The 12576-nt window shown below is 68.0% G+C and carries 12 protein-coding genes; 9 read left to right on the top strand and 3 right to left on the bottom strand.

Going from position 1 to position 12576, the window contains the following annotated elements:
• Nucleotides 1–66: 66 nt before the first annotated feature.
• The 5 genes from GGR71_RS02460 (at nt 67) to gcvH (ending at nt 3760) form a co-directional block, all read left to right on the top strand.
• The gene (locus GGR71_RS02460; RefSeq protein ID WP_160959849.1) at nt 67–369 is read left to right on the top strand and encodes a DUF962 domain-containing protein; all 303 of its coding nucleotides are present in this window, start codon (nt 67–69) and stop codon (nt 367–369) included.
• Between the two features lie 66 nt (nt 370–435).
• Nucleotides 436–1398, top strand: a complete 963-nt coding sequence (locus GGR71_RS02455; protein ID WP_048490449.1) for an SPFH domain-containing protein — start codon at nt 436–438, stop codon at nt 1396–1398.
• Between the two features lie 3 nt (nt 1399–1401).
• Complete coding sequence (locus tag GGR71_RS02450; RefSeq protein WP_160959852.1) at nt 1402–1833, top strand: NfeD family protein; 432 nt, start codon at nt 1402–1404, stop codon at nt 1831–1833.
• A 332-nt stretch (nt 1834–2165) separates the two neighbouring features.
• Nucleotides 2166–3272 carry a glycine cleavage system aminomethyltransferase GcvT gene (gene gcvT, locus GGR71_RS02445; protein WP_160959854.1) on the top strand — a complete coding sequence of 369 codons (1107 nt, stop codon included), beginning with the start codon at nt 2166–2168 and terminating at the stop codon, nt 3270–3272.
• A 92-nt stretch (nt 3273–3364) separates the two neighbouring features.
• Nucleotides 3365–3760, top strand: a complete 396-nt coding sequence (gene gcvH, locus GGR71_RS02440) for a glycine cleavage system protein GcvH (protein ID WP_010344201.1) — start codon at nt 3365–3367, stop codon at nt 3758–3760.
• Between the two features lie 665 nt (nt 3761–4425).
• Here gcvH and GGR71_RS02435 read toward each other — a convergent pair.
• The gene (locus tag GGR71_RS02435; RefSeq protein ID WP_160959857.1) at nt 4426–4743 is read right to left on the bottom strand and encodes a hypothetical protein; all 318 of its coding nucleotides are present in this window, start codon (nt 4741–4743) and stop codon (nt 4426–4428) included.
• 243 nt (nt 4744–4986) lie between these two features.
• Here GGR71_RS02435 and GGR71_RS02430 point away from each other — a divergent pair, with 243 nt between their 5' ends.
• A complete protein-coding gene (locus GGR71_RS02430; protein WP_010344200.1) occupies nt 4987–5442 on the top strand; it encodes a hypothetical protein in 456 nt (151 codons plus the stop codon).
• A gap of 1259 nt (nt 5443–6701) precedes the next feature.
• Here the strand turns inward: GGR71_RS02430 and GGR71_RS02425 are convergent.
• Together GGR71_RS02425 and GGR71_RS02420 are read right to left on the bottom strand one after the other, a co-directional pair.
• A complete protein-coding gene (locus tag GGR71_RS02425) occupies nt 6702–8090 on the bottom strand; it encodes a serine hydrolase domain-containing protein (RefSeq protein ID WP_160959859.1) in 1389 nt (462 codons plus the stop codon).
• Between the two features lie 342 nt (nt 8091–8432).
• Nucleotides 8433–10031: a choline dehydrogenase gene (locus GGR71_RS02420; RefSeq protein WP_160959868.1), complete on the bottom strand. Its 1599-nt coding sequence runs from the start codon at nt 10029–10031 to the stop codon at nt 8433–8435.
• A gap of 210 nt (nt 10032–10241) precedes the next feature.
• Here GGR71_RS02420 and GGR71_RS02415 point away from each other — a divergent pair, with 210 nt between their 5' ends.
• The 3 genes from GGR71_RS02415 (at nt 10242) to GGR71_RS20955 (ending at nt 12481) form a co-directional block, all read left to right on the top strand.
• Nucleotides 10242–11588 carry an NTP/NDP exchange transporter gene (locus GGR71_RS02415; protein WP_160959871.1) on the top strand — a complete coding sequence of 449 codons (1347 nt, stop codon included), beginning with the start codon at nt 10242–10244 and terminating at the stop codon, nt 11586–11588.
• Nucleotides 11589–11670: 82 nt separating this feature from the next.
• Entirely contained in the window at nt 11671–12024 is a 354-nt protein-coding gene (locus GGR71_RS02410) for a DUF1304 domain-containing protein (RefSeq protein ID WP_160959874.1), read from the top strand.
• A gap of 64 nt (nt 12025–12088) precedes the next feature.
• Nucleotides 12089–12481, top strand: a complete 393-nt coding sequence (locus tag GGR71_RS20955; RefSeq protein ID WP_456362568.1) for a hypothetical protein — start codon at nt 12089–12091, stop codon at nt 12479–12481.
• The last annotated feature ends 95 nt before the right edge of the window (nt 12482–12576 follow it).

Genomic DNA, 12576 nt, shown 5'->3' with positions numbered 1-12576 from the left:
GCTGCGAGCGACACCCGTGCTCCCGGCGTATGCTGGACGCCTGCGTCGCCTCGGGAGGGCCATCGCATGCGCCGCTTCGCCAGCTTCCGTGAGTTCTATCCGTTCTATCTGAGCGAGCACCGCCATCCGCTGTCGCGGCGTCTGCATTTCGTCGGCAGCCTCGGCGTACTGGCGAGCCTGCTGCTGGCGCTGTGCACCGGCCACCCGCGTTGGCTATGGGGCGCACCGGTCTGCGGCTACGGCTGCGCCTGGATCGGCCATTTCGTGTTCGAAAAGAACCGTCCGGCCACCTTCAAGCACCCGCTGTACTCGCTTGCCGGCGACTGGGTGATGTTCAAGGACATGCTGCTGGGCCGCATCCGCTGGTGACCGGCGCCCGCGCCGGCGCTCGCTATACTGCGGATTCGATTTCTTTCTGGTTAATGGAGCAACCTGATGCCGTCTACCTTTTTCCTCACGTTGGTGATCCTGTTCTTCGGCGTGGTGGTGCTGTTCAAGACCGTGCGCATGGTGCCGCAGGGATTCCAGTGGACGGTGGAGCGTTTCGGCCGCTACACCCACACGCTCTCGCCCGGCCTGCATTTCCTGATTCCGTGGATGTATGGCGTGGGTCGCAAGGTCAACATGATGGAGCAGGTGCTGGACGTGCCCAGCCAGGACGTCATCACCAAGGACAACGCGGTGGTGCGCGTGGATGGCGTGGTGTTCTTCCAGGTGCTGGACGCGGCCAAGGCGGCCTATGAAGTGTCGAATCTGGAGATCGCCACCATCGCTCTGGTGCAGACCAACATCCGCACCGTGATCGGCTCGATGGACCTGGACGAGTCGCTGAGCCAGCGCGAGACCATCAACGCGCAGCTGTTGAACGTGGTCGATCATGCCACCAATCCGTGGGGCATCAAGGTCACCCGCATCGAGATCCGCGATATCCAGCCGCCGCGCGACCTGGTCGATGCGATGGCCCGGCAGATGAAGGCCGAGCGCGAGAAGCGCGCGCAGATCCTCGAGGCGGAGGGCTCGCGGCAGTCGGAGATCCTGCGCGCCGACGGCGAGAAGCAGGCGGCGGTGCTGGAGGCCGAAGGCCGCAAGGAAGCCGCGTTCCGCGACGCCGAGGCGCGCGAGCGCCTGGCCGAGGCCGAGGCGCGGGCGACGGCGATGGTGTCCAAGGCCATCGCCGAAGGCGACGTGCAGGCGATCAACTACTTCATCGCGCAGAAGTACGTGGAGGCGTTCAAGGAACTGGCCACCGCACCGAACCAGAAGTTCGTGCTGATGCCGATGGAGTCCAGCGGCATCATCGGCTCGATCGCCGGCATCGCCGAACTGGCGCGCGAGGCGCTGAACAAGCAGGGCACGCCGCCGGCGGTGCCGCGCGTGCCGCCGCGCAACGGAGTCTGAGCCATGCGCATTGAGGTAGTGGCCTGGGGTGCCCTGACCTTGTTGCTGTTCGCGGCCGAATCGCTGGCGCCGGGCGCCTTCATGCTGTGGATGGGCTTCGCCGCCGCGGCGGTGTTCCTCGCGGTCCTGGTGTTCCCGGACACCTCCCTGCTGCTGCAGGTCGGCGCGTTCGTGGTGCTGAGCTTCGTCTCGATCCAGGTGTATCGCACCTGGTTCCGCAACCGCGGCCGGACCAGCGACCAGCCGTTGCTCAACCGCCGCGCCGAGCAGTTGATCGGCCGCGTGGTAACCCTGGATCAGCCGATCCACGGCGGCCGCGGCCGCGCCAAGGTCGACGACGCCTTCTGGGTCGTCGGCGGCCCCGACCTGCCGGCCGGCAGCGCGGTGCGCATCGTCGGCGTGGATGGCATGACGCTGCTGGTCCAGGCTGCTTGAAAGCCGGGATTGGGGAGTCGGGATTGGGGATTCGTAGAAGCGGCTTCAGCCGCGCCCTTGGACCGGTGACGGGTCGCGGCTGAAGCCGCTCCTACGGCGCTGCGCGATCGAGCGCCAGCCCTTCCGATCCAGGAGAGTCGCTCTCGCGATTCCCGACTTCCAATCCCCAATCCCCAATCCCGGCCTCCGCTGAAGCCGCTCCTGCGGCACTGCGCGATCGGGCACCAGTCCTTCGGATCCAGGACAGCCGCTCTTACGAATCCCCATTCCCGATTCCCCAATCCCGGCTCACTGCCAGCGATAATGGGGGACTTTTCTCACGGACCCGCGCCATGACCCAGAAGACCATCCTCAACGACAGCCACCGCGCCCTCGGCGCCAAGATGGTTGACTTCGGCGGCTGGGACATGCCGATCCACTACGGGTCGCAGATCGACGAGCACCATCAGGTGCGTCACGACGCCGGCATGTTCGACGTCAGCCACATGACCGTGGTCGATCTGCACGGCGAGCAGGTCCGCGCCTTCCTGCGCCATCTGCTGGCCAATTCGGTGGACAAGCTGAAGGTGCCGGGCAAGGCGCTGTATACCTGCATGCTCAACCCGCAGGGCGGGGTGATCGACGATCTGATCGTCTATTACATGTCCGATGCGTTCTTCCGCCTGGTGGTCAACGCCGCGACCCGCGCCAAGGATCTGGCCTGGATCGGCGAGCAGGCGCAGGCATTCGGCGTGCAGGTGCGCGAGCGCGACGACTTCGCGATGATCGCGGTGCAGGGTCCGAACGCGCGCGCCAAGGCGATCGGCCTGCTGCGCGAGCAGAATCGTGCCGCCGCGCAGAAGCTCGGTCGCTTCGCCGCGATCGAGGCGACCTCGGTCGACGGCGTGCCGCTGTTCGTCGCGCGCACCGGCTACACCGGCGAGGACGGCTTCGAGATCGTGCTGCCGCAGCAGCAGGCGCCGGCGTTCTGGGAGGCGTTGATCGGTGCCGGGGTCAAGCCGGCCGGGCTGGGCGCACGCGATACGCTGCGTCTGGAAGCGGGCATGAACCTGTACGGCCAGGACATGGACGAGACCGTCTCGCCCTACGAGGCCGCGCTGGCCTGGACCGTCACCCTTGACGAGGGCCGCGACTTCATTGGCCGCGCCGTGCTGGAAGCGCAGAAGGCCGGTGGCGCACCGCGGCAGATGATCGGCCTGGTGATGGACGAGAAGGGCGTGCTGCGTCACGGGCAGAAGGTGCTGACCGCCAACGGCGACGGCGAGATCCTGTCCGGCACCTTCTCGCCGACGCTGGGCAAGGCGATCGCCTTCGCGCGGGTGCCGGCCGGCGAGCCGGGCGCGGTGCGCGTCGACATTCGCGGCAAGGACGTGCCGGTGCGCGTGGTCAAGTTCCCGTTCGTGCGCGAAGGCCAGGTCCAGCCCGGCGTGCTCGGCTGAGTCCTATCCGCCGCGCGCGACTTCTTCCTCACGCGCGCGGTTCGCTACACTAGCCTCCCATCCTCGATACCGTCTTCTTCCGGAGCAGCCCCATGAGCGAGATCCCTGGCGACCTCAAATTCCTCAAGTCCCACGAGTGGGCCCGCGTCGAAGGTAATGGTCGCGTGACCATCGGCATCTCCGACCACGCCCAGGGCCTGCTTGGCGACCTGGTCTACGTCGAACTGCCGAACGTCGGCGATCACGTCGAAGCCGGCAACGGCGTGGCCGTGGTCGAGTCGGTCAAGGCCGCCTCGGACGTGTACAGCCCGCTCAGCGGCAAGGTCGTCGAGGTCAACACCGCGCTGAGCGACAAGCCGGAAACGATCAACGAGGACGCCTACGGCGAAGGCTGGATCCTGGTGCTGGAAGCGGACGATGCCGAGCAGTTGAACGAACTGCTGTCGCCGGACGAGTATGCCGAACTGCTCGAGGAAGACGGCCACTGAGCCGACTGCCCGTCGCGACACCCGAACCGGCCGCCCAGTGCGGCCGGTTTCTTTTTGGGCGCGGCTCGGCGCGGTCGCCACCGTTTGCGCGTCGGCAGCGCCATTCTCTGCATGGCTATCCCGGAACTCGCGTCGCCGGCGTCGCTGCGAAGGCCATGTGAGGTCGCCGCCGGGCGCGCCGCGAGCGCATTGTGTTCGTCGCGTCTGGCGGTGACCAATGCATACGACCCGAGCGTCGGTCGGCGCCGGTTTTCCGACGCGGCGCAGATGCAGCGCAGCCTGGCGGCGCGACGCGGGTCGGCGACGCGCGGGCAGTAGCAACGGGGCGTGCGCTTCGCACTTCGCTGATGCGTGACGGCGCGGTGCGTACCGGCACCAGTCGACTCCCTCTGCGAGCTGTGCCGGTCGACGCGACCGTGCAACGGCATCGCGAGGAGGCGTTGGCGACATGGTGGGAGCTGGGCGAGGGCAGTCGCGTGTGGCGCGATGTGTCGGCGACGTGCATGCAGGTCGTATCGCGGTGGCGCGATGCGACGCGTCTCGGCGACGCGCCACGCGATGCATCGCGCGCGTCGTGGCCGCCGCACGACGCAAAAAAGTTTGCGCACTTTTGCGCATTTGCACTTGTGCGATGCCGGAACCGCACGCAGTCGCGAAATTTTTTTTCAGCTAGCGGACAGGCTGGCGCGCGCCGCCGCAGTTGCCGTCGACGCGTCGTCGATGCCTGTCTGCAATGCGATGCCGGCACTACGCTGTTGCAGAAAACACGGAAATTTCCCTGCTTTTTTCGCGTGCGCGGTTTTCCTTGCGATGTCGGCAGCGGCGATCGGCGGCGTCGGCAAGGCGGCCGGCGCGGCATGCGGCGGTCGTGGCGCGCTTGCCGGCGGAAAAAAAATTGCGCGGAAGTGTTGACAGTAAAAAAAACCGTGATTAGGTTTCGCCCAGCAGACGTTGCTGCGCAAGCGAGTGAATCGGATCGACATCAAAACGCGAAGCACAACTTGGACATCCGCCAGGAACCCGAAGATGGTGGAGTTGGAGTCGCTTCCCTCCGAGAAACGCAACGTCTCCCCTGGCATCGCACCCGTATCGACTTCCGGTACGGGTGTTTCTGTATCCGATCCGGCCCGCAGCGCGCGCCGGCGGTTCCCGCAGGCGGAGCATCGCCGCGAGGTTGCTTTAACTGGGCATTTTCAATCCATAGTTCACTGACGAGGAGCCATCCCATGGCGACGAAAAAAGCTGCGAAAAAGCCGGCCGCTAAGAAGGCGGTCAAGAAGACTGCCGCCAAGAAGCCGGCAGCGAAGAAGGTTTCGGTAAAGAAGGCGGTCAAGAAGGTCGCCAAGAAGGTGGCCAAGAAGGTCGCCAAGGTGAAGAAGGCGGTCAAGAAGGCCGTTGCCAAGAAGGCAGTGAAGAAGACGGCAAAGAAGGCCGCCACCAAGAAGACCGCGAAGAAGGCCGTCGCCAAGAAGGCGGTGAAGAAGACCGCGAAGAAGGCTGCGACCAAGAAGACCGCTGCCAAGAAGACGGTGAAGAAGTCGGCTGCCAAGAAGCCGGCCGCGAAGAAGGCAACTGCGAAGAAGGCCACCGCCAAGAAGACCGTGGCGAAGAAGAAGCCGGCCGCTCGCAAGAAGAAGGCCGCTCCGGTCGCGCTGCCGGCCACGCCCGCGCCGCTGATCTGATCCATCCCGATCGCTGTTCCTAGACTCCCTCCCCGGTGCCCAGCGGGGAGGGAGTTTTTTATTGCGGCATCCGGCCGTGCACGATCGCAGCACGTCTTTCTGCCTGACGATGCCGGTGGCGTTCGTCTTCTCCACCCTCGAAGACTGCTCTCTGCGCCCAGCTTGCCAGGTCGCGACGCGCACATCCTGCCGGTGTGTCTCGCACGACTGACTAGTGGCCGCCTACCGCGTCCGCCTGTTTCCGATCCACTTCGCCTGTCCTCTTTGCGCTGATCGCCAGGTCGGTAGCTAGGGATCTGCCCGTGTGTCTCGCAGTGGGACAAGCCTGCATGTCGGGACCGCCGCTTCGCGATCGGGTACCTACGGCGATAACGGCGCAACCATCAGGTCTTCCCGACTGCGCTTGTCGCCATGCCGATCACGCGCGCACCACGCGTGAGCAAGCGGGTTCGGCGAGGGACCTGCGCGAAAGCAACAGGCAAGCCACCCACACGGTGGTGGGCTGCAGTGCCAGGGTTGGGGTATCGGATTGAATGCACCGACCGAACGTGGATCGGCCGGTCGCGGGAGCGGGACCTGCTGCAGCAATCGAGACGCTTCTGGCATCCTCGGATCCAGCCCAGCCGCCGTGCGCCAGGCGCGCAGCATGTCAGTGTGCCTTGCCCGACGATCGACACCGCATCGCTGTTTCCACGCATTGCGTGGACCGCAGGCACCTGCTTGGTCCCACTCGAGCCGAATGCAGCATGCGCCGTAGGAGCGGCTTCAGCCGCGACGGGCAGGCCCGGTAAAGCCCGTCGCGGCTGAATCCGCTCCTACAGGATGTGTCTCGCCCAGCAGGCGGGCCTGCGCGCTACCCAGCGCTCTTGTGCGACAGTGCGTCGAGTTGCCAGCACGCCGGCCCCGGCGTGCGGCGACGTGGAGCGCCATGTTCACCCGCCTTGAGATGGAGGACGGCGGCGAGAGCGCGCACTGCGTGCCTTGCGCGCGATCATGGAAGCAGCGGTGTGCCGTCGTCGCCGCGGCCGCACGCGGGCGCTCCGAGCGGCCGCTGACGTTCGCTGTGGCGTCGGCTCGGCCGTTGCGGTGGTACCTGGGCGAGGCGATCGCGCCGCCGCATTGCCACGTGGTCGCAACTTGGACAGGGCTGCGTCGCAGCGACGGGGCAGCGGGAATGCACACGCAGCCCAGGTAACGCCGCAGACAGCAGAAAGGCGGCTTGCGCCGCCTTCTGCGAGGATGCTGCCCGGAGGCCGCGCTCAGTGCGGCGAGGCCACCGACTTGGACGAGGACGCGCCCTTCTTGTCCTTCGGATCCGGACGTTCGGCCATCAGGTTGTCGCTGCCGAAGTCGGTGTCCACGTCCAGCCAGCGCTGCGCCGGCAGGCCGATCGCGCGATCGAGCACGGTCGGCAGCAGGCCCGAGGGCAGGCCGCTTTCGCCGTTCCACAGGATCGCCACGGCGAAGTCGCGTTCCGGCACCAGCGCGATCAGGCCGCGGTAGCCCTGCACCGCGCCGGCATGGAAGATCACCTGGTGGCCGGAGTAGTCGAACACGCGCCAGCCCAGCGCGTAACTGGCCGAGTTGACCCGGGCGCGGCGCCAGCCCGAGCGCATCTCGCCCGGGGTGAGGATCAGCGGCGCGTGCAGGGTCGCCAGCAACGGCTCCGGCAGCACGTCGGGGCGATGCCCGGTCTGCGCGATCAGCCACTGCGCCATGTCGCTGATGCTGGCGTTGACGCCGGCGGCGGGCGCCAGGCGATAGTAGGTCGGCTTGGGCGTCAGCGAGACCCAGCCGTTGCGGCTGCGCACGTGCGGGCGCGCCCAGCGCGGGCTGGCCTGGATGCCGGCCAGGCCCATGCTGGCGTCGTTCATGCCCAGCGGCTTGAAGATGCGGCGCTCCACCGACTGCTCGTAGAAGCTGCCGGACGCGGCGAACACCACGTCGCCGATCAGGCTGAAGGCGACGTTCTGGTAGGCGTAGCACTCGCCCGGCGCGCACTTCAGCGGCGCATAGGCCAGCTTGTGGCTGAGCGTGTAGTAGTCGAGGTTGGATTCGACGTCGCGGTCGTAGGCGTTGTAGGTGAGACCGACGCGGTGGCTGAGCAGGTCGGCGACGTTCAACTGGCGCGTGGCCACCGGATCGCTGAGCTGGAAGCCCGGCACGTAGTCGACCACCTTGCTGTCCCAGCGCAGGGTGCCGTCGTTGACCAGCAGGCCGGCCATGGTGCCGGCGAACGCCTTGGACAGCGAGGCCAGCCGGAACACGGTGTGCGCATCGACCTGCTCGGGGCGGTTGACGTCGGTGACTCCGTAGCCGCGCGCGCTGAGCACCTGGCCGTTGTGCACGATGGCCATCGCCAGGCCGGGCACGCGCTCGCCATAGGTCAGTTGTTCGGCGGCCGACTCCAGCGCGGCCACGTCGAAGTCCCTGGCCAGCGGCAGCACCTGGCTCTGGGTCAGCGAAGCGCGGTAGGGCAGCGGCTGGGTCGGCGAGGTGTAGCGCGTGGCTTCGGTGTGCAGCGGTGGCGGCAGCGGTTGTGCGGGCGCCGGCGTCTGTGCGGTGGAGGACATCGCAAAGGGCAGCAATGCCCCGAGCAACCCGGTTGCCACCGGTCGAAGGAGCCGGTGCCTGCTGTTCTGTGTCATTGCGCCTGAGGCCTGTGAGGTGCTGCCGGCCACGATTCTAGCGCCGGATTTCTCGAATGCACAAACTGGGAGAAGATGAATAGGCATCGCCTTGATCCTGCTGGGGATTTCCCGCTTCGGACGGGGACGTGCAGGCCTGCCGACGGAGCGGTGGCGGGAACTGCGGCGGATGCCATGGACATGCAATCGCCGTGCCGCGCGCGCCCCGCTTTAGCCCCTCTCCCCCCCGGGAGAGGGGTTGGGGTAAGGGTAGGTCGAGCCGCAGCAGTGGGCAGCCCGGCGAGATAGTCGGGCGCTCGCCGCCACCACGAGGCGCCGTGCGTATCTCCCGCAGCGGCCGCCTCACCCCTCCCGCATGACGGCCCGCCCACGGATCAGGTCGGCGGCGCGTTCGGCGATCATCATCGTCGGGCCGTTGGTGTTGCCGCTGACCAGGCGCGGCATCACCGAGGCGTCGACCACGCGCAGGCCGTCGAGGCCGCGCAGGCGCAGCTGCGGATCGACCACCGCCTGCGCGTCGCTGCCCATCCGGCAGGTGCCGATCGGGTGATAGATGGTTTCGGCCTTGGCGCGGATGAAGGCGATCAGCCCGGCCTCGTCCAGGTCATCGCGCGCCGGCAGCAGCGGCGTGCCGCGCCATGCATCGAACGCCGGTTGCCGCAGGATGTGCCGCGCCAGGCGCGCGCATTCCACCAGCATGCGCAGGTCGAAGCCGTCGGGGTCGCTCAGGTAGTTGGCCTGGATCCGCGCCGGCGTGCGCGGATCGGCGTCGTTGAGCGCGATGCGGCCGCGGCTGCGCGGCTGCAGGTGGCAGGCATGCAGGGTGAAGCCGTCGCCGGGCAGGCGGTTGCGTCCGTGGTCGTCGAGCATGGCCGGCACGAAGTGCATCTGGATGTCGGCGCGCGCGTCCGGCGCCAGCGGCGAGCGGATGAAGGCGCCGGCCTCGGCGATGTTGCTGCTGCCGGCGCCACGATGCCCGCGCAGGAAGTAGTCGAAGGCGATCTTGGCCTGGTTGCGGCGGTCGTAGCTGATGCCCGGGCGGGTGCGATACAGCGTGCACACATCCAGGTGATCCTGCAGGTTGGCGCCGACCTGCGGCTGGTCCAACTGCACCGCGACGCCGTGGCGGCGCAGCGCCTCGGCCGGGCCGATGCCCGAGAGCATCAGCAACTGCGGCGAGTTCACCGCGCCAGCGCTGAGCAGCACCTCGCGCGTCGCGCGCGCCTGCACCTCGCGGCCGTCCTGCGCATAGGCGACGCCGACCACGCGCCTGCCCTCGATCAGCAGGCGCAGCACCAGCGCATCGGTGACCACCTGCAGGTTGTCCCGCATGCGCGCCGGCGCCAGGTAGGCGACTGCGGCCGAGCAACGCGCGCCGTCCTTCTGGGTGACCTGGTACAGGCCGACGCCCTGTTGCTGCGGGCCGTTGAAATCGGGGTTGTGCGGGAAGCCCGCCTCCTGCGCGGCGGCCACGAACACGTCCGAGAGCGGGTTGTGGTAGCGCAGGTCGGAGACGTGCAGCGGGCCATCGCCGCCATGCAGCGCATCGCCGCCCCGACTGTTGCGTTCGCTGCGGCGGAAGTAGGGCAGCACGCCGCGCCAGTCCCAGCCATCGGCGCCGTCGGCCGACCAGTCGTCGTAGTCGGCGGGTACGCCGCGCACGTAGCACATCGCGTTGATCGAACTGGATCCGCCCAATACCTTGCCGCGCGGCCACCACAGCCGGCGGTCGTTCAAGGCCGGCTCTGCCTCGGTGAGGTAGTTCCAGTTGATGCGGCGGTTGTTGGCCAGGCGCGCCAGGCCGGCGGGCATGTGGATGAAGGGATTGCGGTCGCGCGGCCCGGCCTCGATCAGCAGCACCTTGCAGTCGCGGTCCTCGCTCAGGCGGTTGGCGAGCACGCAGCCGGCCGAGCCTGCGCCGATGATGATGTAGTCGTACACCCGCACTGTCCCCTGAATTCCTGGCGCCGACGCTAGTCGCCGAGGATAGAGCATATGCTCGGCGCGGCCCGCCGCCGGACGCGATGCACATGCAGCGTGGCGGGGCGACTGGCGCGCGCGCTGGCGGTGTTGCGGTGCATCAGCTACCGTGCGCGCTTTACGCCCGCGAAGATCGCCGATGTCCCGTTCCTGCGCCAGGGTCTGCCGCCGATGAGCGCCGCTCCGCACGCCCCCGGCGCACTGGCGCGGTTGCGCGGTGCGCTGCGCGATTCGCCGCCGCTGGCGTGGGCGTTCCTGTACTTCTTCTCGCTGCTCAGCGGCTACTACGTGCTGCGGCCGGTGCGCGAGGCGATGGGCGCCTCCGCCGACGTGGCCGCGGTGTTCCCGCCGGCGATGATCGCGTTCTTCGCCGCGCACGGCATGCCGTTGAAGGAGTTCGCGCTGCAGGTGCTGTTCACCTGCACCTTCCTGATCATGCTGTTGCTGCAGCCGGTCTACGGCGCGCTGGTCAGCCGTTATCCGCGACGGGTGTTCCTGCCGGTGGTGTACGGCTTCTTCATCGCCACCCTGCTGCTGTTCTACGTGCTGTTCGACAGCGGCGTGCCCGGGCGCGGCATGGCCTTCTTCCTGTGGATCTCCGTGTTCAACCTGTTCGCGGTGGCGGTGTTCTGGAGCTTCATGGCCGATGTCTTCAGCAACGCCGAAGCGCGCGCCTGCTACGGCTACATCGGCGCCGCCGGCACGCTCGGCGCGTTCCTGGGGCCGGTAATCGCCAGCAGCCTGGTCGAACGCATCGGCATCGCCAACCTGATGCTGGTGTCGGCCGGCTTCCTGGTGGTCAGCGTGGTGTGCCTGCTGCGCCTGCGGCTGTGGGCGGTCGCCCGCGAGCGCGAACGCGGCGTGGTCGGCGGCGAGGCGCCGATGGGCGGCGACGTGCTGGCCGGGCTGAAGCTGATCGCGCGCGAACCGCTGCTGCGCTGGCTCGCCCTGATGTCGGTGTTCGGCGTGGGCGTGGGCACCCTGCTGTACAACGAACAGGCGGCAATCGTGCGCCGCCTGTATACGGATGCTGCGGCCAGTACCGCCTTCTACGCCAGCATCGACCTGGCGGTGAACGCGGTGACCCTGGTGCTGCAGCTGCTGGTCACCCGTGCGCTGCTGTCGCGCTTCGGCATCGGACCGGCGCTGCTCATCCCTGGCTGCGCGATCCTGCTCGGCTACTCGGTACTGGCGGTGTCGCCGCTGCCGATGCTGGTGGCGGTGGTGCAGGTGGTGACCCGCGCCGGCGAGTTCTCCCTGGCCAAACCGGCGCGCGAGACCCTGTACACCCGGGTCGGCCGCGAATGGCGCTACAAGGCCGGCGCCGCGATCGATACGGTGATCTACCGCGGCAGCGACCTCAGCTTCGCGTGGCTGTACAAACTGCTGTCGGGATTCGGCTCGCAGGTGGTGTTCGTCGCCGGTCTGCTGGCCGCCTCCGGCATGACCCTGGGCGCGTGGCGGCTGCTGCGCGAGGCGGCCAAGCTGCCGCCGGAACGCACGCCGCCGACGCGCTGAGCGTGCGCCGCGCGGCGGGGGACTGGCCGCCCATCGGCACCGTGGCTATGCTGGCGTCCTGTCTCCTGTGCCGGATAGCACGATGATCCTGTTGGCTTCGATCCTGGTGGGCGCGGTCGCGCTGCTGCACCTGTACATCCTGGTGCTGGAGATGGTCCTGTGGACGCGTCCGCTGGGCATGAAGGTGTTCCGCAATTCGCCCGCGAAGGCGCAGGCCACGCGCGTGCTGGCGGCCAACCAGGGGCTCTACAACGGCTTCCTCGCTGCCGGCCTGGCCTGGGGCCTGGTCGCGCAGCGGGTCGACGTGATGCTGTTCTTCCTCGGCTGCGTGGTCGTGGCCGGTTTGTACGGCGGCTGGAGCGTCAGCCGCCGCATCGTATTCGTGCAGGCGCTGCCGGCGGCGCTGGCGATCGCGGCGGTGCTGCTGGCGTACTGAGCCGCACACTGCCCACTGACGCGATGGCGATCAGGCCGAGGCCGGCGTCCATGGCGACACCCACATGGCGATGCGCGTGAAGCAAACGACCTGCTCGCGCACGTCGCGGATCCGCACTGACCGGCAGGCCGTCGCCGCGCTCGGCGGCGACGATCGCCACGTCCGGCGTGGCCAGCGCATGCATCGGACCCAGCGCCTTGCTGCGGTATTCGACCCGCATGCCCTTGGGCATTCAGCGCATCGACGGCGGCAGTCTGGTGTCGATCATGACCCCGTCGGCCAATTCCGCGAGCTTGCACAGGGCGATCATGTGCAACGTGCCGATGTGATTGCTGATCCGCCGCCGATGCGCGATACGCACCTCGCACGGCTGGGAGCCTCAAATAGCGACGCCAAGAGCAACGCAGGAGCCGCTTCAGCCGCGACGGGCGTTACCGGGAATGCCCGTCGCGGCTGAAGCCGCTCCTGCAGGTGACGGTGCGGCGGCTGACGTGTGGCCAGAGCGCGTTGTTGGAAGCGCCCGGTAATCGGCTCATGACCGACCCCTCAAAA

This window comes from Xanthomonas sp. F1 (assembly GCF_014199855.1).
This window is presented reverse-complemented; position numbering and strand designations above follow the sequence as displayed.